The 26,779-nt window shown below is 72.2% G+C and carries 25 protein-coding genes; 12 read left to right on the top strand and 13 right to left on the bottom strand.

What is annotated here, in order from left to right:
• Window positions 1–10: 10 nt before the first annotated feature.
• A complete protein-coding gene (locus DZF91_RS11115; RefSeq protein ID WP_147341102.1) occupies window positions 11–2,329 on the bottom strand; it encodes a penicillin-binding protein in 2,319 nt (772 codons plus the stop codon).
• Between the two features lie 337 nt (window positions 2,330–2,666).
• Between DZF91_RS11115 and DZF91_RS11110 the strand changes: the two genes are divergently transcribed.
• Window positions 2,667–2,978: a WhiB family transcriptional regulator gene (locus DZF91_RS11110; protein ID WP_117357385.1), complete on the top strand. Its 312-nt coding sequence runs from the start codon at window positions 2,667–2,669 to the stop codon at window positions 2,976–2,978.
• A gap of 619 nt (window positions 2,979–3,597) precedes the next feature.
• Here the strand turns inward: DZF91_RS11110 and DZF91_RS11100 are convergent.
• The 3 genes from DZF91_RS11100 to DZF91_RS11095 are packed head-to-tail and all read right to left on the bottom strand — an operon-like array spanning window position 3,598 to window position 5,857.
• The gene (locus tag DZF91_RS11100; RefSeq protein ID WP_117357383.1) at window positions 3,598–4,731 is read right to left on the bottom strand and encodes an ArsA family ATPase; all 1,134 of its coding nucleotides are present in this window, start codon (window positions 4,729–4,731) and stop codon (window positions 3,598–3,600) included.
• On the bottom strand, window positions 4,731–4,865 hold the full coding sequence (locus DZF91_RS42640; RefSeq protein WP_268915931.1) for a hypothetical protein: 135 nt from the start codon (window positions 4,863–4,865) through the stop codon (window positions 4,731–4,733). The genes DZF91_RS11100 and DZF91_RS42640 overlap by 1 nt, the downstream gene beginning before the upstream one ends.
• Complete coding sequence (locus tag DZF91_RS11095; RefSeq protein ID WP_235834208.1) at window positions 4,862–5,857, bottom strand: ArsA-related P-loop ATPase; 996 nt, start codon at window positions 5,855–5,857, stop codon at window positions 4,862–4,864. The genes DZF91_RS42640 and DZF91_RS11095 overlap by 4 nt, the downstream gene beginning before the upstream one ends.
• A gap of 257 nt (window positions 5,858–6,114) precedes the next feature.
• Here DZF91_RS11095 and DZF91_RS11090 point away from each other — a divergent pair, with 257 nt between their 5' ends.
• A complete protein-coding gene (locus tag DZF91_RS11090; RefSeq protein WP_117357381.1) occupies window positions 6,115–7,206 on the top strand; it encodes a slipin family protein in 1,092 nt (363 codons plus the stop codon).
• 102 nt (window positions 7,207–7,308) lie between these two features.
• Here the strand turns inward: DZF91_RS11090 and DZF91_RS11085 are convergent, their stop codons facing one another.
• Window positions 7,309–8,550, bottom strand: coding sequence for an MFS transporter (locus DZF91_RS11085; protein WP_117357380.1), 1,242 nt, complete (start codon window positions 8,548–8,550; stop codon window positions 7,309–7,311).
• Between the two features lie 73 nt (window positions 8,551–8,623).
• Between DZF91_RS11085 and DZF91_RS11080 the strand changes: the two genes are divergently transcribed.
• Window positions 8,624–9,115, top strand: a complete 492-nt coding sequence (locus DZF91_RS11080) for a MarR family winged helix-turn-helix transcriptional regulator (protein WP_117357379.1) — start codon at window positions 8,624–8,626, stop codon at window positions 9,113–9,115.
• A 34-nt stretch (window positions 9,116–9,149) separates the two neighbouring features.
• Here the strand turns inward: DZF91_RS11080 and DZF91_RS11075 are convergent, their stop codons facing one another.
• Entirely contained in the window at window positions 9,150–10,130 is a 981-nt protein-coding gene (locus DZF91_RS11075) for an NADP-dependent oxidoreductase (protein ID WP_117357378.1), read from the bottom strand.
• A 147-nt stretch (window positions 10,131–10,277) separates the two neighbouring features.
• Here DZF91_RS11075 and DZF91_RS11070 point away from each other — a divergent pair, with 147 nt between their 5' ends.
• The 5 genes from DZF91_RS11070 to DZF91_RS11050 all read left to right on the top strand — a co-directional run bounded on the left by DZF91_RS11070 (window position 10,278) and on the right by DZF91_RS11050 (window position 13,308).
• A complete protein-coding gene (locus tag DZF91_RS11070) occupies window positions 10,278–10,718 on the top strand; it encodes a winged helix-turn-helix transcriptional regulator (protein WP_117357403.1) in 441 nt (146 codons plus the stop codon).
• 5 nt (window positions 10,719–10,723) lie between these two features.
• The gene (locus DZF91_RS11065; protein WP_117357377.1) at window positions 10,724–10,882 is read left to right on the top strand and encodes a DUF4177 domain-containing protein; all 159 of its coding nucleotides are present in this window, start codon (window positions 10,724–10,726) and stop codon (window positions 10,880–10,882) included.
• A gap of 2 nt (window positions 10,883–10,884) precedes the next feature.
• The gene (locus tag DZF91_RS11060; RefSeq protein WP_117357376.1) at window positions 10,885–11,346 is read left to right on the top strand and encodes a RidA family protein; all 462 of its coding nucleotides are present in this window, start codon (window positions 10,885–10,887) and stop codon (window positions 11,344–11,346) included.
• A 75-nt stretch (window positions 11,347–11,421) separates the two neighbouring features.
• A complete protein-coding gene (locus DZF91_RS11055) occupies window positions 11,422–12,291 on the top strand; it encodes an NUDIX hydrolase (RefSeq protein WP_235834207.1) in 870 nt (289 codons plus the stop codon).
• A 204-nt stretch (window positions 12,292–12,495) separates the two neighbouring features.
• Entirely contained in the window at window positions 12,496–13,308 is an 813-nt protein-coding gene (locus DZF91_RS11050) for an MBL fold metallo-hydrolase (RefSeq protein WP_199486553.1), read from the top strand.
• Between the two features lie 278 nt (window positions 13,309–13,586).
• On the opposite strand, the gene DZF91_RS11045 is transcribed toward DZF91_RS11050, so the two are convergent.
• Entirely contained in the window at window positions 13,587–14,273 is a 687-nt protein-coding gene (locus DZF91_RS11045; RefSeq protein ID WP_026412280.1) for a Crp/Fnr family transcriptional regulator, read from the bottom strand.
• A gap of 449 nt (window positions 14,274–14,722) precedes the next feature.
• Here DZF91_RS11045 and nth point away from each other — a divergent pair, with 449 nt between their 5' ends.
• Complete coding sequence (nth, locus tag DZF91_RS11040) at window positions 14,723–15,469, top strand: endonuclease III (protein ID WP_117357375.1); 747 nt, start codon at window positions 14,723–14,725, stop codon at window positions 15,467–15,469.
• A gap of 70 nt (window positions 15,470–15,539) precedes the next feature.
• Here nth and DZF91_RS11035 read toward each other — a convergent pair whose 3' ends face one another.
• Entirely contained in the window at window positions 15,540–16,112 is a 573-nt protein-coding gene (locus DZF91_RS11035) for a maleylpyruvate isomerase family mycothiol-dependent enzyme (RefSeq protein ID WP_199486548.1), read from the bottom strand.
• A gap of 365 nt (window positions 16,113–16,477) precedes the next feature.
• Here DZF91_RS11035 and DZF91_RS11030 point away from each other — a divergent pair, with 365 nt between their 5' ends.
• Window positions 16,478–17,140 (top strand): NUDIX hydrolase, encoded by a 663-nt coding sequence (locus DZF91_RS11030; RefSeq protein WP_407920903.1) that lies wholly within the window; start codon window positions 16,478–16,480, stop codon window positions 17,138–17,140.
• 188 nt (window positions 17,141–17,328) lie between these two features.
• Complete coding sequence (locus DZF91_RS11025; RefSeq protein WP_199486547.1) at window positions 17,329–18,525, top strand: MarP family serine protease; 1,197 nt, start codon at window positions 17,329–17,331, stop codon at window positions 18,523–18,525.
• Window positions 18,526–18,686: 161 nt separating this feature from the next.
• Here DZF91_RS11025 and DZF91_RS41930 read toward each other — a convergent pair whose 3' ends face one another.
• The 5 genes from DZF91_RS41930 to acs all read right to left on the bottom strand — a co-directional run bounded on the left by DZF91_RS41930 (window position 18,687) and on the right by acs (window position 24,294).
• A complete protein-coding gene (locus DZF91_RS41930; RefSeq protein WP_235834206.1) occupies window positions 18,687–19,001 on the bottom strand; it encodes a DUF309 domain-containing protein in 315 nt (104 codons plus the stop codon).
• A gap of 198 nt (window positions 19,002–19,199) precedes the next feature.
• Window positions 19,200–20,123 (bottom strand): alpha/beta fold hydrolase, encoded by a 924-nt coding sequence (locus DZF91_RS11015; RefSeq protein WP_117357372.1) that lies wholly within the window; start codon window positions 20,121–20,123, stop codon window positions 19,200–19,202.
• Window positions 20,124–20,138: 15 nt separating this feature from the next.
• Window positions 20,139–20,606 carry a phage holin family protein gene (locus DZF91_RS11010; protein WP_117357371.1) on the bottom strand — a complete coding sequence of 156 codons (468 nt, stop codon included), beginning with the start codon at window positions 20,604–20,606 and terminating at the stop codon, window positions 20,139–20,141.
• A 160-nt stretch (window positions 20,607–20,766) separates the two neighbouring features.
• Window positions 20,767–21,990 (bottom strand): Na+/H+ antiporter NhaA, encoded by a 1,224-nt coding sequence (nhaA, locus tag DZF91_RS11005; RefSeq protein ID WP_117357370.1) that lies wholly within the window; start codon window positions 21,988–21,990, stop codon window positions 20,767–20,769.
• Window positions 21,991–22,326: 336 nt separating this feature from the next.
• Window positions 22,327–24,294 (bottom strand): acetate--CoA ligase, encoded by a 1,968-nt coding sequence (gene acs, locus DZF91_RS11000; protein ID WP_117357369.1) that lies wholly within the window; start codon window positions 24,292–24,294, stop codon window positions 22,327–22,329.
• 389 nt (window positions 24,295–24,683) lie between these two features.
• Here acs and DZF91_RS10995 point away from each other — a divergent pair, with 389 nt between their 5' ends.
• Window positions 24,684–25,490 (top strand): Fic family protein, encoded by an 807-nt coding sequence (locus DZF91_RS10995; RefSeq protein WP_117357368.1) that lies wholly within the window; start codon window positions 24,684–24,686, stop codon window positions 25,488–25,490.
• Window positions 25,491–26,779 lie beyond the last annotated feature (1,289 nt).

Below are 26,779 nucleotides of genomic sequence, written 5' to 3'. Positions count from 1 at the left end.
GTCGTGCGGGTCAGAAGGGCCAGGGCCAGCCGTTGGCGCCCTGGGTGGGCTGCTGGCCGGGCTTCTGGCCGGCTGGCGGCTTCTTCGCGGAGCCGTTGCTGAGGTAGAGGATCACGACGGTGTTGAGGTCGGCGTCCGAGCCGGCGCCCGGGGAGGTGGACGCGACCGTGCCCTTGGGCTGGTCGGAGTTCACCGGACGCGGCGAGACCTTCACCTGGAAACCGGCGGACTTGAGCGCCGCGGTCGCAGCGCCGACCGACTGGCCCTTCAGGTCCGGGACCTTGGTCGTGTCGCCGAAGTTCTTGGTCGGCGAGGTGAAGCCGGGGGACGGCTTGCCCGCCAGTGCGCCGCGCATGGACCGCGCCCAGATCGGCGCCGGGATGTCGGCGCCGTAGACGCCGTAGACCGGGTACTTCCAGGGGCCGCGGAAGTCCCAGTAGGCGACCGCGGCGGCCAGGTTCGGGGTGTGGCCGGCGAACACGGCGCAGGTGAAGTTCTCACAGGTGCCGGTCTTGCCGGCGGCCGGGCGGCCGATCCCGCCGATGTTCTTCGCGGTGCCCTTGGTGAGGACGCCGGTGAGGATCGAGTTGACCTCGTCCGCGACGCTGGAGTCGACGGCCTGGTGGCAGTCCTGCGGGGGGAGCTTCAGCGACTTGCCCTGCGGGTCGACGATCTGGGTGATGGCGACCGGCGAGCAGTACCGGCCGCGCGCCGCGAAGCCCGCGTAGGCGGCGGCGAGGTGCACCATGTCGACGTCGTTGGTGCCGAGCACCTGGGACGGGTTGGGGTCGAGCGGCGCGCCGGTGGCCTTGCGCAGGCCGAACTTCTCGGCCATCTTCACCGCGTTGCAGACGCCGACCCGCTTCTCCAGCTCGGCGTAGAAGGTGTTCACCGAGTGCCAGGTGCCGCTCTTGAGGTTGAAGTTGCCCGCCTCGGAGTCGCCGGCGTTGCTGACCGAGGGCCAGGGGCCGCCGCCGCTGAGCTTGCCGATCTTGCACATCGGATAGTTCACCGAGGTGGTCTGCGGCGAGTTGATCGTGGTGCTGACCGGGATGCCCTGGTCGAGTGCCTCGGCGAGGGTGAAGACCTTGAAGGTCGAGCCGGCCGAGACGCCCGCGCCGCCGCCGTGCGCGGTGTCGGCGGCCAGGTTCAGGCTGGTGCGGCCCTTGGAGTCGCCGAACCGCTTGCTCTGCCCCACCGCGAGGAGCTTGCCGGTGCCGGGCTGAACCATGGCCTCGGCCGCGACCCGGTTGCCGGACGGCGTGACCGTGCCGCGCAGCGCCGAGTCGAGGGAGCGCTGGGCGTCCATGTCGAGCGTGGTGCGGACGGTGTAGCCGCCGCGGTTGAGCTTGTTGACGTACTCGACCTGCCGCTTGCCCGGGAGCGACCAGTACTTGCCGTCCGAGAGGACGTTGAGCATCTCGTACTTCACGTACTCGCAGAAGAACGGGGCCTTGCTGGTCTCGCAGCCGCCGGTCGGGTCGGTGCGGTTCAGCCGGATGGGCTTGGCGACCGCGGCGTCCGCCTGCGCCTTGGTGATGTGGTTGAGCTCCTGCATGCGGCGCAGGACGGTGTTGCGGCGGTTCTTGGCGGCGTCCGGGAAGCGGATGGGGTCGTAGGCGTTCGGGTTCTGCGTGATGCCCGCCAGCAGCGCGGCCTGGTCCAGGGTGAGCTGGGCGGCGGGCTTGCTGAAGTAGCGCATGGCCGCGGCCTGGATGCCGTAGGCGCCCGCGCCGAAGTAGGCGATGTTGAGGTAACCCTCGAGGATCTTGTCCTTGGACATCTTGCGCTCGATGTCGAGGGCGTAGCGCAGCTCGCGGAGCTTGCGGCCGGCCGTCGGGGCCGTCGCCTCCTGGTACTCCTTCTGGTTGCGCGCCCGGTCGACCAGGATGTTCTTGACGTACTGCTGCGTGAGCGTGGACCCGCCCTGCGTGCCCTCGGACTCGACGTTCGACGCCAGGGCCCGGATGGTGCCCTTCAGGTCGAGCGCGCCGTGGTGGTAGAAGCGGTAGTCCTCGATGTCGACCATCGCGGTGCGCATGATGGGCGCGACCTGGTCGAGCCGGACGGACTCGCGGTACCGGTCGAAGAAGGTCGCGATCTGGGTGCCGCTCGCGTCGTAGACGACCGTCTTCTCCGACGGTGGTGTCGAGTCGAGCTTGCTGTCCATGCTCTCGAAGTTCTCCGCCGCGTCGCGCGCCGTCATGCCGGTCGAGCCGACGCCCGGCAGGGCGATCAGCGCGACCAGGACTCCGGCGGCGATGCTCGCCGCGAGCAACCGGAACAGCGTGGAGAAGGCGTTCCCCCGACCTTCGTTCGCATCATGCACGGGACTAGAGTACGCGGCGCCACCAGTGCATTCGGGCCGGGTTGCCCCGCCCCGCCGCGATTTAGCCCGAACATAGTCCCCCCAACCGCTGTGTTCCCGTAGGGCCGCCCCAAGGGTGACAACCCGCGGCGTGGCACGCGCGTCAAGTACAGGTAACTAGTCCGTTCCGGCGGTATGGCCCCGGTGGGCTATATCGAGAATGGGCCCATCGGGGGCTGTTGAATCGTCCCTCGCTTCCGTAAGTTCTTCCCCACGGCTTTCGTTTGGCGGCCCGACGTCCGCGCCCGTCTGGCCATAGAGCGCAAATCGACACAGACCCTAGGGGAGTGGGGCCAAGATGTGGATCACGGATTGGACCGCCCGCGCCGCCTGCCGTAACGCGGATCCGGACGCCCTGTTCGTACAGGGTGCGGCGCAGAACCGGGCCAAGCTCATCTGCCGCGGCTGCCCGGTGCGGACCGAATGTCTCGCCGACGCCCTCGACAACCGGATCGAGTTCGGCGTGTGGGGCGGGATGACCGAGCGGGAACGGCGCGCGCTGCTGCGGCGGCGACCGGACGTGCTCTCGTGGCGCGATCTGCTGGAGACCGCCAAGGAGGAGTACGAGCGGTCGGTCGACGGCGACGAGAGCGAGCTCGTCGCGAGCTAGGCCCCGTCCTCCGGCGTCCCGGCGAGGCGAGCGTTCGCCCCTCGGCGGAGGCGCGCTCTCGTGGGGAGGGCGTCCGGCCCGGGTTGGCCGGACGTGCGCGAACTCCGCGGGTGCGAACGTGAACGCCCGGACACCGGCACGGACGAGCACCGACGAGCTCCCAAGAGCACCGACAAGAGCACACGGCTGCGGTCCCCCGATCATCGCGAGACGGGACCGCAGCCGTTGTCGTGCCAGGTCACAGCCTATTTCGGACGGGCCGGAAAGGGCATTGGAGGCGTCCTTGCGACCCCGATGACCGGATCCGGCCATGATCTTGCGGTTTGCCCGCCTTCAGATAGGGGAAGTGCCGTTCTGACGCGCATCGCGGTCATAGGACGACGAATGCCCGGTGGGAGCCATTCACCCACCGGGCATTCGCCGTATAACGCGACACGCGCCGAAGCTTGTGGCGCGCCGCGTCATTTCCCCAAGAAGCGCCTGTAAATCCCCAGGTCAGGCCGTACAAGCGGCTCACGAGACCGTCGCGTCCCCAGGCAGGCGCACGGCCGTCGGTTCCCCAGGCAGGCGCACGGCTGTCGTGTCCCCAGGCAGGCGCGCGGCCCTCGCGGGTCGGAGGTCAGGCGCCGGCCAGATCGGCGCCCACGCGGTCCAGGCCGTCGAGGTCGTGGACGTCCTCCGCCTGAGCGGGGACGGCGACGACCGGGACGGTCGGATGCGCGGACGAGAAGTTCTCGCGCAGCCGCTCCTCGCGCGCCGCGAGCTGGACGCGGTCGGTGTGCAGGCGCAGCAGCGCGGCGGTGAGCGGGTGCTCGCCGCGCTCCTCCAGCGTCTCGGCGGCGGCCTGGGCGCGCGCGGCGGACAGCAGGTCGTCGGCCTCGTGGACGCGGTTCACCACCAGCCCGGCGAGCGGCATCCGCTCCTCGGCGAGCCGTTCCACGAAGTAGGACGCCTCGCGCAGCGCGTCCGGCTCGGGGGCGGCGACGACCAGGAACGCGGTGCCCGGCGTCTGGAGCAGCCGGAACGTCTTCTCGGCGCGCTCGCGGAACCCGCCGAACATCGTGTCGAACGCGGCCACGAACGTCTGCACGTCGCGCAGCAGCTGGACGCCCAGCACCTTGTTGATGACGCCGGTGAACATGCCGAACCCGGCGCTGATCACCTTCACCCCGAACCGGCCGCCGGTCTTGGCCGGGGCGGCGAGGATCTTCATGAACCGGCCGTCCAGGAAGCGGCCCATCCGCTCGGGCGCGTCCAGGAAGTCCAGCGCGTTCCGGGAGGGCGGGGTGTCCACGATGATCAGGTCCCAGGCGCCGGAGCGGTGCAGCTGGCCGAGCTTCTCCATCGCCATGTACTCCTGCGTGCCCGACAGGGACGAGGAGAGCGACTGGTAGAAGGGGTTGGCGAGGATCTGCCGGGCCCGGTCCGGATCGGCGTGCGCCTCGACGATCTCGTCGAAGGTGCGCTTCATGTCGAGCATCATCGCGTGCAGCTCGCCGTCGCCGCCGACCTCGATGCGGCGCGGGTTGTTGTCCAGCTCCGACAGCCCCATCGACTGGGCGAGCCGCCGCGCCGGGTCCACGGTGAGGACGACGACGTCCCGGCCGCGCCGGGCGGCGCGCACGCCGAGCGCGGCGGCCGTGGTGGTCTTGCCGACGCCGCCGGAGCCGCAGCACACGATGATCTTCGTGCGCGCGTCGTCCAGCAGCTCGTCGACGTCCAGCGCGGGCGGGGTCTTGCCGGTCGGGCTCATCAGACAGTCTCCGTCGAACCAGGGGTCATGCGGCGCGTCCGGACGCCGCCCTCCTGCGCGCGCTCCCGCGCGTCCGCCACGGTCACCGCGTCCGTCACGCCCACCGCGGTCGCCGCGTCCGTGGGGGCGGTCATGCGGCGCCCTGGGTCCGGATGGCCTCGGCCAGGGTGTAGAGGCCGGCGAGGTCCATGCCGTGCGGGAGCAGGGGGAGGGTGTAGCGGGGGATGTCCAGGCTCTCCAGGCGCTCCTTCTCGCGGGCCTGGAGGGTCGTGCGGCGGGCGTGCTCGGCGGCCTCGGCGACGAGGACGGCGGCGATCCGCTCGGCGCCGTTCTCCAGGCCGGCGGCCTTGACGCCGCGGACGATCTCGTCGGTGTCCAGCTCCCCGGCCGCCGCGGCGGCGAGGGCGTCCGGCGGCAGGACGGGCTTGTGCTCCATGTTCACGAACACGCCGCCGACCGGGAGTCCGGCCTCGCGCAGGTCGTGGATGCCGTCCATCGTCTCCTGGACGGGCATCTCCTCCAGCAGCGTGACGAAGTGGACGGCCGTCTCCGGGCTCCGCACGACCTTCATCACGGTGTCGGCGTGGTTGCGGACCGGGCCGACCTTGGCGAGCCCGGAGACCTCCTCGTTGACGTTGAGGAACTTGGTGATGCGGCCGGTCGGCGGGGCGTCCATGACGACGGCGTCGTAGATGAACGAGCCGTCCTTGTTCCGCCGCCGCACCGACTCGGAGGTCTTGCCGGTGAGGATGACGTCGCGCAGGCCGGGCGCGATCGTGGTGACGAAGTCGACGATGCCGAGCTTGGTCATCGCCTTCCCGGCGCGCTTGAGGTTGTAGAACATCTCGAGGTATTCGATGAGCGCCTCCTCGGTGTCCACCGCGAGCGCGTGGACGTCGCCGCCGTCCGGGGCGACCGCGACGCGGCGCTCCTCGTAGGGCAGCGGCGGGACGTCGAAGAGCTGGGCGATCCCCTGCCGCCCCTCGACCTCAACCAGCAGTACCCTGCGTCCGCCCGCCGCCAGGGCCAGGGCCAGGGCGGCGGCGACGGTGGTCTTGCCGGTGCCGCCCTTCCCGGTGACCACGTGGAGGCGTACGCCGTCCCAGTCGGTGTCTCTCGCGCTCACCCGATCGACCATATCGTTCGCTCGGCAAGGACCTCGGAGTCCGGCTCCCGGTACATAAGTGATCCCTGACACGGTGTCACTCCGGGTGCGGACCGTTGTCTCGGACGTGCCCACCGGGTTAGCTGGGAAACGCGAACCGGACGCCGGCCCGCCGCGCCCGATCACCGGACCGGGTGACCCGCGGGCCGCCGAGGCGGCCGGTCCGCCCGGGCCCGGGGGCCGGGCCCAGGGGCAAGTCGGCTGAAAGGCGGCCCGCCATGGCGGTGGTCCTCTTCCTTGTCATAGCGATCGCTGTGGTCGCGCTCATCGGGCTGGCGTCGGCGGTCCGGGTGGTGCAGCAGTTCGAGCACGGCATCGTGTTCCGGTTCGGCCAGGTGCAGCGCGGCGGCCAGCTCCGCCCGGGCGCGGTGCGCAAACCCGGCCTGACCGTCATCCTGCCGCTCGTCGAGCGGATGCAGAAGGTCAACCAGCAGACGGTGACCATGGGCGTGCCCGCGCAGGAGGGCATCACCCAGGACAACGTGAGCGTGCGGGTGGACGCGGTCGTCTACTTCCGGGTGGTGGACCCGGTGAAGGCGATCGTGAACGTGCAGAACTACGGCTACGCGGTGTCCACCGTCGCGCAGACCTCGCTCCGGTCGATCATCGGCCAGTCCGACATGCAGGAGCTGCTGGGCGAGCGGGAGAAGATCAACGCGCGGCTGCGCGGCATCATCGACACGATCACCCAGGACCCGTGGGGCATCCTGATCGAGCGGGTCGAGATCAAGGACGTGTCGCTGCCGGAGGGCATGAAGCGGTCGATGGCCCGGCAGGCCGAGGCCGAGCGGGAGCGGCGCGCGCGGATCATCACCGCGGACGGCGAGTTCCAGGCGTCCAAGCGGCTGGCGGCGGCGGCCGAGATCATGTCGCAGGACCCGGCGGCCCTGCAGCTGCGCCTGCTGCAGACGGTCGTCGAGGTGTCGGCGGAGAAGAACAGCACGCTGGTCATGCCGCTGCCGGTGGAGATCCTGCGGTTCTTCGAGCGCGCGGCGGGCGGTTCGCAGGCGGCGCAGCAGGCGGGCGCGGGCGAGCCGAAGCAGGACCTGAGCGAGCGGCTCGCCAAGGCCGAGCACGATCTCGCCAAGGCCACCGAGCAGGCCCCGCCGATGCAGTCGGTCGAGGACGTCCCGCCGGTGCTGGGCCTGGACGAGCCGCAGCACCACGAACTGGACGAGTCGGCGCGGCGGCAGCAGGAGCTGGACGAGGCGAAGCGCGGTGAGGAGGCGCCCGGTCTCGCGCGTCCGGAGGACCAGAGGGGGATCGGGGGCGGCGGCGAGGACCCGTCCGGCCCTCGTCCTCCGCGGTAGCGGAGTCGGCGGCCCCGGTCACCGCCGTGGTCCCGGGGCCGCCCACCTCTCGGTGTTGCCGGAAACGCTCGTGTTGCCCAAGCGCTCGGTGTTGTCAGAAGCTCAGACAGGTTGTTTCTCGGGCGTCGGTGCGGCCTTGGGAGGTTCCAAGGTGAGGCGGCGGACGCCCGGGGCAGCCAGCGTGCCCAGGCAGGACGCGGCGACCAGAACGGCCGCGACCAGCAGCGGGGCCCGCGGCCCCCACGCGGACGCGGCCCAGGGGCCGAGCGTGTAGCCGAGAGGCGCGGCTGCCAGCGACAACAGCCAGTCGTAGGACGAGACCCTTGCGAGCGATTTGGCGGGGATGATGGCCTGCACGGTCGATGACCATGTGGGATTGAGGAAACCGAGCCCCGCCAACGCCAAGCCGTAGCAGGTCACGAAAACCGGGGCCGGAGCATAGAACGCCAACGCCGTCAGTGGGATCGCGTAGGCGGCCAAGCCCGCGTTGGCGACGGCCACCGGACGGCGCGGCCGGTAGCGTCCCGCTATCAGGGACCCGAGGACGAGTCCGGCCGCACCGGCTTCGGTGGTGACGATCCAGACGGTCTCTCCGCCGAGCCTCTGGACGGCGATGACCGGCGCGAGGGTGAGCATGGCGCCCTGTGCGCCGTTCCATGCGGCGTGGGCGATGAGGCTCGTCCAGTACCAGTCGCGTGCGCGGACTTCCCTCCAGCCCTGCCGCAGGTCTGCGCGTAGGGACTTTGCCGGTTCGCCGTCTTCAGAGGCCCTGTGCTTGACCCGTGCGCACGAGATCAGAACCGCGCTGGCTCCGAAGGACCCGGCGTCGAGCAGGAACGTCCAGCCGGGGCCGACGGTGAGCACGAAGGTGCCCGCGATGGCGGGTCCGAGCAGCCGGGTCGCGCCCGCGACCGTCCCCAGGAGCGCGTTCGCGCGGCCCAGCGACGCCGCGGGGGCGGTGCCGACGACCAGCGGCGACAGGGTCGGAAGGGCCAGCCCGGACGCCGCGCCGCCGACGGCCTGCGCGGCGGCGAGCTGCCACAGGGACGGGTGTCCGCCGAGCAGCAGCAGGGCCGTGCACAGCTGGGCCGCGCAGGCGAGCGTGTCCGTGCCGATCGCCATCGACCGCGCGCCGCGGCGGTCGGCGAGCACGCCGCCGAGGGGGAGCGCCACGAGCCGGGGCAGCATCGCCGCCGCGAGGACGATCGCGAGCGCGGAGCCCGACCCGGTCACGCGCAGGACCGCCAGGGCCAGCGCCGCCGGGACGACGGCGTCCCCCGACAGGGACAGCGTCCGCGCGGTGAACAGCAACCGGAAGTCCCGGTCGCGCAGGGGGTGCGTCATGGCCGGAAATAGTAGATCGATACCGAATTATTCGTCAACGAATAGTTCGCCGGATGCTGATACCTTGTGCGCCATGCAGCCGCGCGACAAGGTGGACGACCACGTCGAACGCTGGACCCCCGTCGTCCCCGACCTCGACCCCGACATCGAGGGGGCCGTGATCCGCCTCCTCAAGATCTCCGGGCACCTGCGGCGCGTCCGGGAGCGGGCCCTGGCGGCCGGCGACCTGCACGTGCACGAGTACGACACGCTCCGCGCGCTGGCGGCGCGGAAGGGCCGCGCCGCCCCCTCGCAGCTCGCGGCGGACCTCGGCATCGCGCCGAACTCGGTCACCGGCCGCCTCGACGGCCTGTCCGCGCGCGGTTTCGTCCACCGGACGCCCTCCGAGACCGACCGCCGCCGCGTCGACGTCGAGCTCACCGAGGAGGGCCGGGCGGCCTGGCTGGGCGCGATGAGGACCGTGGGCGACGAGGAGCGCCGCATCCTCGCCCCCCTGGACCCGGACGAACGGCACGTGCTGTCCGACCTGCTCCGCCGCGTCATGATCCGCGCCGAGGAACGCTGACCGTCCGCTCGCCGGTGGCGGCGGGCGGCGGTGATCAGGCGGGGCGGAGGACGAGGCGTCCGCGCAGGCCGCCTTCGGCGAGGCGGACGTGCGCTCTCGCGGCGTCCTCCAGGGGCAGGACGTCGGCGACGCGGGTGCTGATGTGACCGGTGTCCGCGAGGCGGACCAGGTACTCCAGCTGGGCGGTGTCGGCCCGGAACCAGACGTTCCGCACGTGCGTGCCGCGAAGGTTCACCGGCACCGCCGCGCCCCCGTTGACGGCGACGAACCCTCCTTCGTTCCGGAGGGCGTCCAGGGCGCGGATGCCGAGTCCGGCCGCGTCCAGGACGCCGTCCACTCCGCCGGGGACCAGGGCGCGGACGGCCCGTGCGAGCGGCTCGTCGCGGCCGACGAAAAGCGCGGCGCCCGCCTCCCGCAGCGCCGCCTCGTCCGACGCGGACGCCGAGGCGACCACGCGGAGCCCGCGCAGCGCGCCCAGCTCCACCGCGAAGCGCCCGACGGCCCCGGCCGCGCCTGTGATCAGCACTGTCGAGCCGGGGCGGAGGTCCAGCAGGTCCAGGCCCTGGAGCGCGGTCAGGCCGTTCAGGGGCAGCGTGGCGGCGTGCGCGGCGTCCAGCGTGCGGGGCGCGTGGACGGCGGCCGCCGCGTCCAGCACGATCGCCTCGGCGTGCGCGCCCGTCGGCACGGGCAGCCGGTCGCGCAGGCCGATGACCTTGTCGCCGGCGGCCAGCCGGTCCACACCCGGCCCCACGGCGTCGATCTCGCCGGCCGCGTCCAGGCCGAGGCCGAGCGGCAGGTCCGGGGCCAGCGCCGCCAGGTGGCCGGCGCGGGCCGCCAGATCGACCGGGTTGACCGTGGCCGCCTCGATCCGGATCCGCACCTCTCCGGGCCCGGGAACGGGCTCGGGGACGTCCGCCACCCGCAGCGTCTCCGGACCGCCGTACTCCGTCACACTGATCGCGCGCACCCGCAGCGTCTCCGGACCGCCGTACTCCGTCACACTGATCGCGCGCATGCCAAATACTCCCTGGTCAGATGGGTTTTTCGGGAAAATCTCGCCCGCCTCCGAGTCTGGGCGGAAGAGGCTGGCGCCGGAAGGGGTTACTTCCGGGTGCGTACCTCACCCGGAGGTGGGGTCCGCGAGTGACCGGAGGTGGAGGACATGCCGACGATGACCGCCGAGCAGCGGCGCGCGTGGGCGAAGGCGGAGTTCGACGCCTACATGGAGACGTGCCCGACGAGCCGCCTGATGGCCGTCCTCGGCAACAAGTGGACGACGATGCTGCTGACCCGGCTCGCGGAGAACGGCACGATGCGCCATGCCCGGCTCGCCCGGGCCGTCCCGGGGATCAGCGCCAAGGTGCTCACCCAGTCGCTGCGCGCCCTGGAGCGGGACGGCCTGGTCGCACGGCACGTCACCGCGTCGGTCCCCGTCCAGGTGGACTACACGCTGACCGTCCTGGGAGAGAGCCTGATGCCGGTCGTCGCGACCGTCCGGCAGTGGGCGGACCGGCACATGCCGGACGTGGAGGCGGCGCGCGGCGCCTACGACGCCGCGCGGGCAGGGGACCCCGTTCCGGCCCCCGCGCGATCGCTAGGCTGAGCGCCATGAAGAAGTGGGAGTACGCGACCGTGCCTCTGCTGGTCCACGCGACCAAGCAGATCCTCGACAACTGGGGCCAGGACGGGTGGGAGCTCGTCACCGTGCTGCCCGGGCCGAACCCGGAGAACCTGGTGGCCTACTTCAAGCGCGAAGTGGAGCCGTAAGCGTGAGCACTCCCGAAGAGCGGATCACCGGGCTGGGGCTCGAACTGCCCGAGGTGGCCCGTCCGCTGGCCGCCTACGTCCCGACCGCCCGCACCGGATCGCTGGTCTACACCGCCGGGCAGCTCCCGCTGGTGAAGGGCGAGCTCCCGGTCACCGGCAAGGTCGGCGCGGAGGTCACCCCCGAGCAGGCGGCCGAGCAGGCGCGGGTCTGCGCGCTGAACGCGATCGCGGCGCTGAAGGCCGAGGTCGGCGAGCTGTCGCGGATCGTGCGGATCGTCAAGGTCGTCGGGTTCGTCGCGTCCGCGCCCGACTTCACCGGCCAGCCGCAGGTGGTCAACGGCGCGAGCGACCTGCTGGGCGAGGTGTTCGGCGAGGCCGGCGTGCACGCGCGCAGCGCGGTCGGCGTCGCGGTACTGCCGAGGAACGCGCCGGTCGAGGTCGAACTGATCGCCGAGGTCTCCTGACCCACTGGACGGCCTCCTCCCGTCCATGGCGGTCGTGCGGGCGCCTCGTCCGGGCCGGCGGCCGATCTTGACGGAATGTCATTCGGTATGCCCGAATGGGGCGTCATGAACGGGTTGAGGTTGCCGGCGGAGTTCCGGAAGCAGATCGAGGGCATCGAGGCCGGGACGATCGAGCCGGTCCGGCCGCGGCACGCCGCGACCGTGGTCGTGCTCCGCGACCACGCCGAGCACGGGCTGCAGGCGTTCATGCTGCGCCGCGTGGGGTCGATGGCGTTCGCCCCCGGCGCGTACGTGTTCCCCGGCGGCTCGGTCGACCCGCGCGACGGCGAGATCGGCCTCGGCTGGTCCGGGCCGTCCCCGGCCGAGTGGGGGCGGGCGTTCGGCGCGGACGAGCAGCTCGCCCGCGAGCTGGTCTGCGCGGCCGTCCGGGAGACGTTCGAGGAGACCTGCGTGCTGCTCGCCGGGCCGACCGGCGGGACCGTCGTGGACGACACGCGCGGCGACGAGTGGGAGCGGGACCGGCAGGCGCTGCTGGACCGCTCCCTCTCGTTCGCCGGGTTCCTCGATGCGCGCGGGCTCGTCCTGCGGTCGGACCTGCTGCGTCCCTGGGCGCACTGGATCACCCCTGCGATCGAGCCGAAGCGCTACGACACGCGGTTCTTCGTCGCGGCCATGCCCGCCGGGCAGCGCGCCCGCGACGTCAGCACCGAGGCCGACCGGGTGGCGTGGGTGCGCCCGGCCGAGGCCGCCGCGCGCGGTCGGGCGGGCGAGTGGCCCATGCTGCCCCCGACCCTCGCCACCTTGGACGAGCTGGCCCGCTTCGACACGGTCGCCGACGTCCTCGCCGCGCCGCGCGAGATCGTCGTGCTGGAGCCGCAGGGCCGGATCATCGACGGCGACCCCTACCTCGTCCTGCCCGAGGACGCCGTCCGCTACGACGCGTGACGCCGTGGCGGGATGGCGGTGTGAGGGCGTGATGGGGCCGACGTGACGGGGCGGTGTGACGGTGTGACGGTGTGACGGGGGCGGTGTGACGGTGTGACCGGGGCGCGGGCGCGGCTGACCTGGGCACTCGGCCTCCGGCTGGCCGGGACGTCGGTGCCGCGGCGGCTGGCCCGCGCCGGACGGTTCCGCGGCCGGTCGGGCAGGATGGGGCGCGTGAGCGATATCGACGGGAGCGGCACGGATCGGGCGAGATGCGTGCTCGCTCCGAATCCGTCCCCCATGACGCTGGACGGCACCAACACCTGGATCCTCTGCGAGCCCGGCGCCGAGGAGGTCGTGGTCGTCGATCCCGGCCCCAAGGACCGGGTGCACCTGCGCCGCGTCCTGTCCGAGGCGGAGGCGGGCGGCCGGCGCGTCGGGCTCGTCCTGCTGACGCACGGCCATCCGGACCATTCCGCCGGTGCGGCGGTGTTCGCCGGGATGGCCGGGCCGGACGTGAAGGTCCGGGCGCTCGACCCCCGGCACCGGCTCGGCGACGAGGGCCTGGTCGAGGGCGACGTGGTGACGGCCGGCGGGCTCGACCTGCGGATCATGGAGACGCCCGGCCACTCCGACGACTCGCTGACGTTCTGGCTGCCCGCCGACCGCGCGATCCTGACCGGCGACACCGTGCTCGGCTACGGGTCGACCGTGCTGGAGGGCGGGCTCGGCGACTACCTGGCGTCCCTGGACCGGCTGCGCCGCTTCGCCGAGGACAACGACGCCGCCGCCGTCCTGCCGGGCCACGGTCCCAAGCTGGACGACCCGCTCGGCGCGATCGACCACTACATCGCCCACCGCCGCGAGCGCCTGGCGCAGGTCGAGGCCGCCGTGCGGGCCGGCGCCCGGACGGCCCGGGAGGTCGTGGAGATCGTCTACGCCGACGTGGACCGCAACCTGTGGCCCGCGGCCGAATGGTCCGTCCAGAGCCAACTGGACTACCTGGCGGCCCGCAACCGCCCCCAGGACCCGGCCTGACGCTCGGCGCTCGTGTGCGGGCCGGGCCGGCCGTACGAGGCGTTAGGCGGATGTGCCCGCGCGGGAAGGCGGCAGTGCCTGCGTTGGGTGGGGCTGTGCCTTGGTTTGGCCGGGTTGTGGTCGTGGGTGACGGGAAACGCGAACGCGCCCGCGGGTCGGCGGGCGCGTTCGTCGGGTTGGGCGTGACCTTGTGGCGGCCGAGTCCGGAATGCCCGGAACGGCGCCTCGGCCCCCGGGCGGTCGGTGACCGCCCGGAGCGGGGCGCCGTGGCGCCGGTGCTACTTGGAGCGCTTGCGGAGGCGCTCGATGTCGAGGATGACGACGGCACGCGCCTCGATGCGCAGCCAGTTGCGCTGGGCGAAGTCGGCGAGGGCCTTGTTGACGGTCTCCCGGGACGCGCCGACGAGCTGCGCCAGCTCCTCCTGGGTGAGGTCGTGGTGGACGTGCAGCCCGGCCTCCGACGGCTGGCCGAACCGCTCGGCCAGGTCGAGCAGCGCCTTGGCGACACGGCCCGGGACGTCGGTGAAGACCAGGTCGGCCATCACGTCGTTGGTCTTGCGGAGCCGCTGCGCGAGCGCGCGGAGCAGCTGCACCGCGACCTCCGGGTGGCCGGTCAGCCACGGCCGCAGGTCGTCGTGGCCGAGGCCGGCGAGGCGGCACTCGGTGACGGCGACCGCGCTGGCGGTGCGGGGCCGCGGGTCGAACAGCGACAGCTCGCCGAACATCTCGGACGGACCGAGCACGCTCAGCAGGTTCTCCCGGCCGTCCGGCGCCGTCCGGGTGAGCTTGATCTTGCCTTCCAGCACCACGTACAGCCGGTCGCCGGTCTCACCCTCGTTGAACAGCGTCTGACCGCGGGCGAGCCGCACCTCGGTCACGTTGGCGCGCAGCGCCTTGGCACCCTGCTCGTCCAGGGCCTCGAACAGCGGAGCCCTGCTCAGAACGTCCACGTCGCGGTCGGTCACGCTTCTCCTCCTCGAACACCCACATGCATAGTGTGACGTACGTCCCACCGCGTACGTGAAGGCAGGGTCCACGGCGCGCCGATACCGGACGCTCCGGGCCGTCCGTACCGCCGCGGGCGGCGGTGCTTCCGGCGGATCGCCACCGCGGCGGCGCCCCGTCTCCTGAACGTCACCTGCGCATCCAGTGTACGGAACCGCGGGTGAATGCGGTCACAAACGTACCGTTTCTCCTCTTCGGACGTGATTACCCCTCGCTCACGCGCCGTTTGCCCGGACGTTCCGAAGTCGATGCATCGCCGTTGCCCAAAGGGAAGCGGACGCCTCCCGGGGTGCTTCTGATCCGCCGAGAGGGCCGGACAGCGTGATGCTCGTCACGTTGTCGGAGGCCGCCCCGACCCGGTATCGCTCGCGGGCCCGGCGGGTGACCGCGGCGACCTAGGCTGAACGCCATGGCGACGAACACCGAGAAGAAGCCGCGTCCTCGCGCGCGCAAATGGCAGGAGGAGACGCGCCTGGGGCTCGTCCGGCGGGCGCGGCGGATCAACCGGGAGCTGGCCGAGCTCTACCCGGACGCCCACTGCGAGCTGAACTTCACGTCGCCGTACGAGCTGCTGGTCGCGACCGTCCTGTCCGCCCAGACCACGGACAAGCGGGTCAACCTGACGACGCCGGAGCTCTTCGCGGAGTACCCGACCCCCGCGGACATGGCCGCCGCCAACCCCGAGGACGTCGAGGCGATCCTGAAGCCGACCGGGTTCTTCCGGGCCAAGACCAAGTCCGTCATGGGGCTGTCGAAAGCACTGGTCGAACGGTTCGACGGCGAGGTCCCCGCCAAACTGAAGGACCTGGTCACCCTCCCCGGCGTCGGACGCAAGACCGCCAACGTCGTCCTCGGCAACGCCTTCGGCGTCCCGGGGATCACCGTGGACACCCACTTCGGCCGCCTCGCCCGCCGGTTCGGCTGGACGGCGTCCGACGACCCGGTCAAGGTCGAGCAGGACGTCGCCGAGCTCATCCCGCGCAAGGAGTGGACGATCCTGTCGCACCGGATGATCTGGCACGGCCGCCGGATCTGCCACTCGCAGCGCCCGGCCTGCGGGGCGTGCGCGATCGCCCCCCTCTGCCCGTCCTACGGCGAGGGGCCGACCGACCCGGTGACGGCCGCGAAACTCGTCCGCGACCGCTCCTTCGCCTGACCCGGTCCCGGTCTTTCGCGGACGGCCCGAAGGCTGACGTGCCGCCCTGCGGGCTGCCACGAAGGGCGGGTCAGGCCGTCCAGTTCGGGTCGCGGCCCAGGTAGCGCATGAGGGCGGCCACCTCGTCGCCGGACGACGCGGGCAGCGCGGGCGCGTAGGCGCCGAAGGCGCGCAGCGGCTCGACGATCTGCTGCGCCACCGGGAGCAGGTCGCGCGCGAGCGTGGTCGGCACGGGCGAGGGGGCTCCGGCGGACCTGGCGAGGTCCCAGGCGTGAACGGCGGCGTCGAGCGCGCACGCGCCCACGCCGAGCCCGGCGGGCATGTCGTTCGGCGGGACCGGAACGTGCACCTGCTCGGAGCTGGTGGCGACGCCCGCCCACGCCTCGGCGGCGAGCCGGAGGGCCGGTTCGAGCAGGTCCCGGGGTTCTCCGTCGAGGACCCCGGACGGCGCGAACGGGTCGTAGGACGGTCCCGGGCAGCCGGTGAGGAACGCCGCGAACCCGATCTGGTCGCCCGCCGCGTGCTGGAACACCTGGGCGGCGGTCCAGTCCGCGCAGGGCGTCGGGGCGCCCCAGTCGGCGACCGCGGCCACGGCGGTCCGCAGCGCGTCGTGGGACTGCGCCAGAATCGGCCAGTTGGTCATGTCATGCTCCTGCGCGTCGGCTGCCGACTTGAAACGATCAAGGCCGGTCATCGGGGTTTCTATCGCGAATCGAAGGGCTTTGGCAGTGGTTGCACGCATCGATTTGGCGGCGACGCGCCGCGTGACCGGCACGCGGCGCCGGGCCGTGTGACCGGCGCGCGGCGGGGGGCGTGTGACCGGGGCGCGGCGAGTGGGCGGCGTGCCAGGGTGATGGCGAGCGGCTTCCTGGGTATCGGTGTTCCGGTCCCCGAGGGGGCCGCGACGGATATCGGACAGTGTGATTTCGGACAGTGTCCGGCCCCGGGTTCCGGATGCCGGATCGCGGCGGCGGGAAGCAACGAGCCCGCCGCCGGGTTGGGAGAGATGTGATCGACGCCGCACCCTCCTCGTATCCCGCCTGGCTGGAGCGCTTCGTCCGCGAGGCCCCGCGGATGCAGGTCCCCGACGGGATGCGGCCCGCCGCGGGCAGCCGCCGTGCGGCGGTCCTCATCCTGTTCGGCGAGGGCCCGCACGGTCCGGACGTGCTGCTCACCGAGCGGGCCGCGACGCTGACCAAGCACGCGGGCCAGCCCGCGTTCCCCGGCGGCCGGATCGACCCGGAGGACGACGGCCCGGTCGCCGCGGCGCTGCGCGAGGCGCAGGAGGAGGCCGGCGTCGTGCCGTCCGGCGTGGACGTGCTCGCCACGCTGCCCGAGCTGTACCTGTCCCACAGTGACCACCGGGTCACTCCGGTGGCGGGCTGGTGGCGCGCGCCGTCGGAGGTGGCGCCCGGCCATCCCGGCGAGGTCGCGACGGTCGCGCGCGTCCCGATCGCCGAACTGACCGACCCGGCGAACCGGCTGACCGTCCGGCATCCGTCCGGGCTGCGGCTCGGTCCCGCGTTCCGCGTCGGCGGCATGCTCGTGTGGGGGTTCACCGCGGGGCTGCTCACGGCCGTCCTGGCGGCGGGCGGATGGGACCGTCCGTGGGACACCGGTCACGTTGAGGACCTTCCGCCGGACGTCCTCTCCCTCTCGGCGCGCGGCTGACGCACACGTCCGCGGGGAGCGCGCGACGTCCCGTCCCACCGGCGCTCAGGGTGCCGCGTACCCGCGTTCGCCGTGTCCCGCACCGGTCCGCACGGCTCCGAACATCGCCCTGCACGACTACACAGGTCCGGTGAAACTGGTACAGCGAGGGGACGTGCGCAGCCCCGTAGTCGCTATACGGTGAAGCGGTGCTGGGCGACCACCTTCTGGACCTGATCCTGCTCGTGCTGATACTGCTGTTCGCGGTGTCCGGCTACCGGCAGGGCTTCATCGTGAGCCTGCTGAGCTTCGTCGGCTTCGTCGGCGGCGGCGTCGTGGGCGTCCTCATCGCCCCGCCGATCGCCGAGGCCACGGTGAGCGGCACCGCGCAGCAGGCGCTGCTCGCCATCGTCATCGCCTTCCTCGCGGCCACCCTGGGCCAGCTGCTCGCGTCCTCGCTGGGCGCGGTGCTGCGCAACCGGGTGACCGACAACAACGCGCGCACGGCCGACGCGGTGGGCGGCGGCTTCGTCTCGGTCCTGTCGCTGCTCATCGTCGCGTGGTTCTTCGGGTCGCTGGTCGCCAACTCCGAGTTCAAGTCGGTGCGCACGCAGGTCAAGGGGTCGTCCATCATCCGCGGCGTCAACGACGTGATGCCGCAGGAGGCGCAGACCTGGTTCTCCTCCTTCCGCGGGTTCGTCGCCAGCAGCGAGTTCCCGCAGGTGTTCAACGGCCTCGGCGGCGAGTCGGTGGCCAAGGTCCCGCCGCCCGACGACGCGATCCTCAACACCGGCGCGCTGCGCGCGGCCAAGCAGTCCATCGTGAAGATCACCAGCACCGCGCCGGACTGCCAGCGCCGCATCGAGGGCACCGGCTTCGTGTTCGCGCCCGAGCGCGTGATGACGAACGCGCACGTCGTCGCGGGCGCGCGCGGGCCGTCCCGGATCGACTCGCTGGACGGCACGCACCGCAACGCCCGCGTCGTCCTCTACGACCCGCAGCGCGACGTGGCCGTCCTGTACGTGCCGGGGCTGGCCTCGACGCCGCTGAAGTTCGCCGGTCCCGCGCGGGTGCGGGACGACGCCATCATCGCCGGGTACCCCAAGAGCCGTCCGTTCACGGCGCTCGCCGCCCGCATCCGCGCCCGGCAGATCTCCAAGGCCCCGGACATCTACCACTCGCCGCAGGTCACCCGCGAGATCTACGCCATCCGCGGCGACGTGGAGCAGGGCAACTCCGGTGGACCGCTCCTGTCCAGCGACGGCCGCGTCTTCGGCGTCATCTTCGCCGCCGCCCTCGACTCGCCGCAGACCGGATACGCGCTCACCGCCAACGAGGTCGCGCCGGACGCGCGCGCCGCCCAGGGCGCGACCATCTCCGTCTCCACCGAAGGCTGCGCCGACTAGCACAGCAGGCTGCACCGATTAGCAGGACAGGCGGCGCCGACTAGCTGAGCAGGCTGCACCGACTAGCAAGGCTGGCTACGCCGACTAGCAGGGCGGGCCGCGCCGACCAGCAGGGCGGGCCGCGCCGACCAGGCGGCGCCGACCGGCGTTGCGGGTGGGGCTCAGCGCAGGCGTAGGCGGACCGGGGCGTCGAGGGGAAGGGCCTCCGCCAGGGAGCGGACGTCCGCCGTCAACCGGGCCAGGTCTATGCCGTGCGTGCCGTTTGCGTACTCGTCGAGACGGTCGGCCGCACGTGACAGGAGCGCTTGAGCACCGCGCGGGTTGCCTCGGCGCAGATGCGTGATGCCGACGGCCACCTGCGCCAGCCCGCGCCACAGCTCACGTTCGTTCTCCGGTGACGCCTTCCAGACCGCCTCCAGCACCTCGTGCGCGTGGAAGGGACGGTCGCTGTCGAGGAGGCGTTGCGCTTCGGCCAACGCCTCGTCCGGTGGAAGGTCCAGGTCGTCCGGTGTCGTCGGTATGCCGGACGCACCGTGCGGAAGCGGACGTCCATAGGCGTCGCGCGGACGAGCGTTACGCGCCCGTCCCCGATCGTCCCGGTCGCGGTCCGGGTTCGGATCCTGGGCCCGTGCCGAGTTCGAGTCCTGTCCCCGGGGGGTCGGCTCCGTCATGGGTCAGCGTTCGGGTTCGGGGTCGTTGAGCCAGCCGATGAGTTCGGCGTCGAAGGCGTGCGGACGTTCCTGGTGCGGGAAGTGGCCCGCGCCTTCGATGAGCTTCCAGCGGTAGGGCGCGGTGACGTACCGTCCGGAGCCCTGCGCGCTGGAGGGAAGCGTGCACCGGTCGAGAGCGCCGTGCAACTGGAGAGTCGGAACGTGGATGGGCACGCGCATACGTCGTGCATAGCGGATGCCGTCCGGACGCGGTTGCGAGCGGACGAACCAGCGGTGGTACTCCAGCGCGCAGTGCGCCACACCGGGGATGCGTATCGCGTCACGCACGAGACGTTCGGTGCGCTCGTCCGGCCAACCGGGGCCGGACCAGTCGTGCAGTAGGCGTCCGACCAGAGCGGCGTCGTTCTGTACGAGACGTCGCTCTGGCCATAGCGGAATCTGGAAACCGAGCGTGTGCCGTGTGGCCCAGAGCTGTCGGCGAGGATCGCCCCGGAGCGCTTGGCGCAGGCGCAACGGATGGGGTGCGCCGACCGTCACGAGCCTCTGCACGACCTTGGGATGGTAGGCCGCCATCGTCCAAGCGAGCAGCCCGCCCCAGTCGTGCCCCACGACGATCGCGTTCGCCTCGCCGAGCGCGCGCACGAGGCCGGCGGCGTCCGCGGCGAGCGTCACCAGGTCGTAGCCGCGCGGCGGCTTGTCGCTCGCCCCGTAGCCGCGCAGGTCGACGGCCGCCGCGCGGAACCCGGCGGCGGGGAGCGACACGAGCTGGTGCCGCCACGACCACCAGAACTCCGGGAACCCGTGCAGCAGCAGGACGAGGGGCCCCTCACCCGCCTCCACGACGTGGAAGCGGGTGCCGCCCGCGCTCACCGAGCGGTGCGTCCAGGGGCCCTCGATCTCGACCAGCGAGGCGTCCGGCGCGGCCATCGTCGTCGTGTCCGCTCAGTCCGTCAGGGCCCGGGCGTCCGCGCCCGCCTCGACGGAGCCGCCGGCGTCCTCGCCGTCACCGCGGTGCCGGATCATGTCGAAGTCCGCGCGCAGCTGCGCGCGCGTCTGCTTCGCCCCGTCGATCTTGCGGATGCGCAGGTAGCCGATGCCGACCAGGGCGGCGGCGAGCAGCAGGTAGACGCCCGCGACGATGAGGAACGCCGCCCAGTGCCAGACGCCCAGCGCGACAAGCCCGTACGCGGCGGCGATCGACAGCAGGATGACGATGATCCCGGCGCAGAGCCCGGCGATCGTGAACATCACGCTGCCCAGCGCGGCCTTCTTGGCGTCGTCCTTCAGCTCCAGCTTGGCCAGGTCCATCTCGGCCCGGATCAGACTGGAAACGTTGCTGGACGCCAAGGCGACGAGCTCGCCGAGGGACTTGTCCTCCATGCGGCCGCCCGGCAAGTGTGCCTCCGACATAGCGCTCTCTCCTTCCAGGACCCCGGTCACCAGGGCCGCACCCAGCCTGGCAGTTCCTCCGCCGCTCCGCCCACTCGGCCCGTGCGCACGGGCCGTCCGCCGTCCACGCCGGCGGTCCGCTCCGGCACGCCGTGCGCACCGCCGCCTCCGGGGACGGCCATCAGGTCACCTCCACCGAGCGGGCGCGCTGCCGCACCCGGTGCCGGAAGATCGCGGACGCGACCGCCGAGGCGGTGACGCTCGCGATCAGGACCGCCGTCGTCACTCTCTCGAATTGTGCCGGGTCGGGGTAGGCCAAACCGCCGATCAGCAGTGAAACGGTGAAGCCCACTCCGGCCAGCACGGCGACACCGGCCAGTTCGCGCCAGTGCAGGCCCCCGCCGAGCCTGGCCAGTCCGAGCCGGACGGCCGTCCACGCGCCGCCGAGGACCCCGACGAACTTCCCCACGACCAGGCCGAGCATCACCCCGATCGCGACGCGGTCGTGGAACACCCCGTTGAGCGCGTCCCCGCTGAGCGCCACACCCGCGCTCAGGAACGCGAACAGCGGCACGCACAGTCCGGCCGAGATCGGCCGCAGCACGTGGTCGGCGCGTTCGGCGTTCGTCGGACGCTCGTCCGGCGTCTCCTTGCCGGACGTCAGCATGCCGAGCGCGACCCCGGCGACCGTCGCGTGGATACCGCTGCGCTGCGTGAAGTACCAGGCCAGAAGCGCGAGCGGCACGTACACCCACGGCGTCCGGACGCCCCTGGCCTGCAGCACGCCGTACACCGCGACGCACGCGACGGCCAGCAGCAGCGCGCCGGGGACGAAGTCCGAGCCGTAGAACAGCGCGATGATCGTGATGGCGATCAGGTCGTCCACCACGGCGAGCGTCAGCAGGAACGCGCGCAGCGGTCCCGGGCAGTCGGAGAAGGTCACGGCGAGGACGGCGAGCGCGAACGCGATGTCGGTCGCGGTCGGGACGGCCCAGCCGCGCATCCCGTCGCCGGTCCCCGCGGTGACCGCGAGGAAGATCAGGGCGGGTACGACGACGCCCGCGGCGGCGGCGATCACCGGCAGCGCGGCGGCGCGCGGGTCGCGCAGCTCGCCGTGCGTCAGCTCCTCGCGCAGTTCGAGTCCGGCGATGAAGAAGAAGACCGCGAGCAGACCGCCGGACGCCCAGTGCGCGACATCCATGTGGTGCAGGCCGAGCCAGTTGAGCTCGTGCGTCTGGAGGCTCTTGTACGCGCTCGACCAGGGGGTGTTCGCCCAGATCAGGGCGATGACGGTGGCCGCGAGCATGACCACGCCGCCCACGGTCTCCGTGCGCAGCGCCCCGGCCACGTGCCTGGCGTAGCGGATCGTCGGTCGGACGGGCCGGTTGTGGCGTGCGCGCGTCATGCATCCCCCGGGTGGCAGGCGAATCGTCATCTCGGGGACGCTTCGCCCGTGCGGAACACGGAGGCGACTCGTCCCCACGCCGACCAGACTTCCCGGCACACCTGGCTCCGAGCCTACCCGGATGATCGCCGCCTATGTCCGTTGTGCCCGCCGCTGACCATGCGAAACGGGCGCCCGACGGTGGTCCGTCGGGCGCCCGTCACGGCGTTGCGCGCGGGTCGGCGCCTGCGCGGCGGGCGCCCGAGAAGCGCCCGAGAAGCGCCCGAGAAGCGCCCGCGTTCAGGGGATCGCGAAGTGCCCGCGCTCAGGGGACCGCGCCCCTCGACTCGGAGGGGGTCAGTCCTCCGACTTGGCGCTGGGCAGCTTCTCGGAGATGAGGTTCATCACCGTGCTGTCGGCCAGCGTCGTCACGTCGCCGATGCTGCGGTTCTCCGCCACGTCCCGCAGCAGCCGGCGCATGATCTTCCCGGAGCGGGTCTTCGGCAGCTCCGGCACGATCATGATCTGCCGCGGCTTGGCGATCGGGCCGAGCGTGTGCGCGACGTGGTTCCGCAGCTCCTTGAGGAACTCCTCGCCCTCGACGTCCTCGCCGGCGGAGCCGCGCGGGATCACGAACGCGACGATCGCCTGCCCGGTCACCGGGTCGGTCGCGCCCACGACGGCGGCCTCGGCGACCTTCGGGTGCGACACCAGCGCCGACTCGACCTCCGTCGTGGAGATGTTGTGGCCGGACACCAGCATCACGTCGTCCACCCGGCCGAGCAGCCAGATGTCGCCGTCCTCGTCCTTCTTCGCGCCGTCGCCGGCGAAGTACAGGCCCTCGAACCGCGACCAGTACGTCTTGACGTACCGCTCGTCGTCGCCCCAGATCGTCCGGAGCATGGACGGCCACGGCTCCTGCAGCGTCAGGAACCCGCCGCCGCCGTTCGGGACCGGCCGCGCCTGGTCGTCCACGACGTCCGCGGCGATGCCCGGCAGCGGGCGCATCGCCGCGCCCGGCTTGCCCGCCGTCACGCCCGGCAGCGGGCTGATCATGATGGCGCCGGTCTCGGTCTGCCACCAGGTGTCCACGACCGGGCACCGGTCCGCGCCGATGTGCTCGCGGTACCAGACGTACGCCTCGGGGTTGATGGGCTCGCCGACCGAGCCGATCACGCGCAGCGAGGACAGGTCGTACTGCGCGGGGATGTCGTCGCCCCACTTCATGAACGTCCGGATCGCCGTGGGCGCGGTGTAGAAGATCGAGACCTTGTACTTCTGGATGAGCTCCCACCAGCGTCCCCGGTGCGGGGTGTCGGGGGTGCCCTCGTACATGACCGACGTCGCGCCGTTGGCGAGCGGCCCGTACACGATGTAGGAGTGCCCGGTCACCCAGCCGATGTCGGCCGAGCACCAGTACACGTCCGTCTCCGGCTTCAGGTCGAAGACCGCGTGGTGCGTGTAGGCGACCTGGGTGAGGTACCCGCCGGTCGTGTGCAGGATGCCCTTCGGCTTACCCGTCGTCCCGGACGTGTAGAGGATGTACAGCGGGTGCTCGGAGTCGTGCGGCTCCGCCGTGTGCTTGTCGTCCTGCCGGTCCACGACGTCGTGCCACCACACGTCGCGCCCGGTCTCCGCCACCGGCTCGCCCGTCCGCCGGACGACCAGCACCTTCTCGACGGACGGGGTGTCCTTGACGGCCTCGTCCACCGTCGGCTTGAGGGCGGACGGCTTGCCGCGCCGGTACCCGCCGTCCGCGGTGATGACGAGTTTCGCCTCGGCGTCCTGGATGCGGGTGCGTAGCGCGTCGGCGCTGAACCCGCCGAACACCACCGAGTGGGTGGCGCCGATACGCGCGCACGCGAGCATCGCGATCGGTAGCTCGGGGATCATCGGCATGTAGACGGCCACCCGGTCGCCCTTGCGGACGCCCAGCTCCAGGAGGGCGTTCGCCGCCTTCGCCACCTCGCGCTGGAGGTCGGCGTAGGTGAGCGTGCGCGTGTCGCCCGGCTCGCCCTCCCAGTGGTAGGCGACGCGGTCGCCGTTGCCGTTCTCCACGTGCCGGTCGACGCAGTTGTAGGCGACGTTCAGCTCACCGCCGACGAACCACTTGGCGAACGGCGGGTTGCTCCAGTCGAGCACCTCGTCCCACCGCTTCGCCCAGGCGAGCCGGTCGGCCTGCTCCGCCCAGAACCCGAGGCGGTCGGCGGCGGCCCGCTCGTAGGCGTCGGCGGTGACGTTGGCGGACTCCGCGAGCTCGGCCGGCGGGGGGAAGCGCCTCGTCTCCTGCAGGAGGTTCGACAGTGTCTCTTGGCTCTCGCTCACGCGTACTCCTCGCTGTTCAAAGAGGGGGCGCCTTCCACGGCCCACTCCATCAGCGAACGTCCGGATCGGACAAGGGCTTGCCGGTTTTGTGGGCGCAAGGGGCGAAAGGGGCTCCCCGGCTTCGGGTTGGATGCTATGTGATGCCAGCCACACGTGGCCTTCCCAGGTTCAGTGTTCGGGAATCCGCGCAAGATCGCCCCTCTGCTCGAGAAGCGGACGCGACCATCGTGACCTGCGGAGACGTGGCGCGAGGGTGATCGGGATTACTTGAAACAAACTTTCCGGTTTCGGCCGATAGGGCCCGATAGGGCGGAGCCGCGGGGAGCGGGCCGCGCGTGGGCGGAGGGCGGCTGACGGAGCCGCGGCGGTGACCGCATAAGGTCGGGCGCGTGACCGATGTCGATGCCTTTGCCTACGTCGCGGACCTGCCCGGAGTGGAGGAGGCCGTGGCCGACGCCCGCAAGGCGGTGGACCGCCTGCTGGGCCACCGCATCCTGAGGCGGCGCAGCGCGGAGGTCTCCACCGAGTCCGCGCTCCGCGGGGCCCGCGCGTCCGCGGTCCTGGAAGGCGCGTCCGTCACGATGGACGAGCTGCGCTCCGCGGTCGAGGGCCACGCCGCCCCGATCGTGCAGGGCTCGCTGCGGGTCAGCGCCGAGCTGGGCTCGCTGGCCGAGACCTGGCGCAAGGCCCCGCGGCAGGTGCTCGCCCGCCTGCACGTCCTGGCCGCCGCCGACCTGGTGGACCAGGCCGCCCTCGGCCGTCCGCGCGGCGCCGAGGCCGCCGTCGAGATCGCCGACCCGCTGGAGCTCGGCGCGCCGCCGTCCCCGGTGGAGGTGGGGCAGCGGCTCGACGCGCTGTGCGACCTGCTCGTCCGTCCCAGCAAGGCCCCGGCGCTGATCGTCGCCGCCCTGGTGCACGGCGAGCTGCTGACGCTCCGTCCGTTCGGCGTGGCGGACGGCGTGATCGCACGGGCGGCGGAGCGGCTCACGTTCGTCGCGCGCGGCCTCGACCCCAAGTCCCTCACGGCGCCCGAGGTCGGCCACCTGGAACTCGCCGCGGACTACCCGGACGCGCTGCGCGCCTACGCGTCGGGGACCGCCGAGGGCATGGTCCGGTGGATCCGCCACTGCGCCGACGCCACGGTGGCCGCCGCCCGCGACTCCCAGGCCATCTGCGAGGCCTACCTCCGCGGCTGAGTTCCGCGCGGTTGGCTCCTGCGCGGTCGGCTCGTCCGGGGCTGACTCCTTCCGGGTTGAGTCTTCCGCGTTGGCTCCTGCGTGGCTGAGCCCTGCGCGGCTGACTGCTGTCTTGCCGGCTCCCAGGTGGTCGGCCCTTCGGGCGGACGTTCCGGCGGCGCGCCTGTTTGGCGTTGCTGCTGGTCAGTGCGCTATTTCTGGCGCGCTCTCCGCGCTCGATTTCCTGCCCTGCGGTGTGGTCGCGATTGCCTTGAGTGACGGTGCGCAGGTGGGTGGCGGGAAGCGCGCGAGTGGCTGCTCGTGCGTATGCGCGGAATCGGCTCGTGCGCTTGCGCATGAATGGAGTCATGCGTCCGGGCGGCCGTGCACTAAGAGTTGGTGACTGCACACCTCCGCAGCCTGAAGAAGCTGGGCGCTGATGTGGCAAAAGCGCACGTAGACGCAGTGATCGAGTGGGCGGCGCGACACGCGAGCGCGGAGGCGTCTGTGCGAGTGCGAAGGCGTCTGCTTGCGTCGGGGTCGGACGCGCGCGAGAGGAAGGGGAGTGGCCGCACGAGCCTGATGTCCGTCGGTTGGGTGTCGGTCGCCCGCGGCGACCCTGCGGCTGACGGACTCCCGGCCGCCGAGAGGTAGACGGAAACCGAGCGGCGTCGCGCCACGCGGGTGTGCGACGCAGGACGCGGGTGCGGGGTGTCGGGCGCGGCGGGTGCGGGACGTGGGGCGCGGCGGGTGCGGGGCGTCGGGGGCGGCGGGTGCGGGCGTGGAGCCCGGGGTTGGGCGCGGGACGTGGCGTCCGGCTCGGGGGTGCGTGCGAGGGCACCCGTCCGTGGCGGAAGCGCCCGAGACAAATGAACGGCACCCCGCGCTCGGCGGGGCGCCGCCCTGGTCACGTCACACCGGGTTACCAAGCGTGCAACTGGTATCCGTCGGAGCGGGTCAAGCCCGTCTCGACGCGCCTCCCGCGGCTGGTCGCGCGTGGGTGCCCGGCTGCCGTGCACGGACACTCGGTCCGTAGAACCTGTCTACGCCACATATGTCCAGTTGACAAGCCCTGGATCGGTAAAAGAAACCTCCACCGGGGTGGCTGCGCGCGGGTAACGGAAGAGTGGCCCGCTGCGGCTCGGAGGGCGCGCCGAGCGTGGAACGCGCCATTCTCCGACACTTCCCGATCGTCGATTTTGATCACTCAGTGTGACCATGTTTCTTTTCGTCCGGCCGTCTCCGTGGAGGCGCGTGGACGCCTGCTGCGACGGGCGCGCGCCGCTCCGGCGCCCCGGATCGGCGGGCGA

Source organism: Actinomadura logoneensis, from assembly GCF_003428695.1.
Taxonomy (GTDB): Bacteria; Actinomycetota; Actinomycetes; order Streptosporangiales; family Streptosporangiaceae; genus Spirillospora; species Spirillospora logoneensis.
The sequence above is the reverse complement of the archived record's forward strand: the minus strand, read 5'-3'. Positions and strand labels throughout refer to the sequence as shown.

Excerpts from the sequence above, each read along its gene's own strand:
- DZF91_RS11110 (WP_117357385.1), top strand. The coding sequence starts at position 2,667 with ATGTGGATCACGGATTGGACCGCCCGCGCCGCCTGCCGTAACGCGGAT.
- DZF91_RS11100 (WP_117357383.1), bottom strand. The coding sequence starts at position 4,731 with ATGAGCCCGACCGGCAAGACCCCGCCCGCGCTGGACGTCGACGAGCTG.
- DZF91_RS42640 (WP_268915931.1), bottom strand. The coding sequence starts at position 4,865 with ATGACCGCCCCCACGGACGCGGCGACCGCGGTGGGCGTGACGGACGCG.
- DZF91_RS11090 (WP_117357381.1), top strand. The coding sequence starts at position 6,115 with ATGGCGGTGGTCCTCTTCCTTGTCATAGCGATCGCTGTGGTCGCGCTC.
- DZF91_RS11085 (WP_117357380.1), bottom strand. The coding sequence starts at position 8,550 with ATGACGCACCCCCTGCGCGACCGGGACTTCCGGTTGCTGTTCACCGCG.
- DZF91_RS11080 (WP_117357379.1), top strand. The coding sequence starts at position 8,624 with ATGCAGCCGCGCGACAAGGTGGACGACCACGTCGAACGCTGGACCCCC.
- DZF91_RS11075 (WP_117357378.1), bottom strand. The coding sequence starts at position 10,130 with ATGCGCGCGATCAGTGTGACGGAGTACGGCGGTCCGGAGACGCTGCGG.
- DZF91_RS11070 (WP_117357403.1), top strand. The coding sequence starts at position 10,278 with ATGCCGACGATGACCGCCGAGCAGCGGCGCGCGTGGGCGAAGGCGGAG.
- DZF91_RS11065 (WP_117357377.1), top strand. The coding sequence starts at position 10,724 with ATGAAGAAGTGGGAGTACGCGACCGTGCCTCTGCTGGTCCACGCGACC.
- DZF91_RS11055 (WP_235834207.1), top strand. The coding sequence starts at position 11,422 with ATGTCATTCGGTATGCCCGAATGGGGCGTCATGAACGGGTTGAGGTTG.
- DZF91_RS11050 (WP_199486553.1), top strand. The coding sequence starts at position 12,496 with ATGGGGCGCGTGAGCGATATCGACGGGAGCGGCACGGATCGGGCGAGA.
- nth (WP_117357375.1), top strand. The coding sequence starts at position 14,723 with ATGGCGACGAACACCGAGAAGAAGCCGCGTCCTCGCGCGCGCAAATGG.
- DZF91_RS11035 (WP_199486548.1), bottom strand. The coding sequence starts at position 16,112 with ATGACCAACTGGCCGATTCTGGCGCAGTCCCACGACGCGCTGCGGACC.
- DZF91_RS11015 (WP_117357372.1), bottom strand. The coding sequence starts at position 20,123 with ATGGCCGCGCCGGACGCCTCGCTGGTCGAGATCGAGGGCCCCTGGACG.
- DZF91_RS11010 (WP_117357371.1), bottom strand. The coding sequence starts at position 20,606 with ATGTCGGAGGCACACTTGCCGGGCGGCCGCATGGAGGACAAGTCCCTC.
- nhaA (WP_117357370.1), bottom strand. The coding sequence starts at position 21,990 with ATGACGCGCGCACGCCACAACCGGCCCGTCCGACCGACGATCCGCTAC.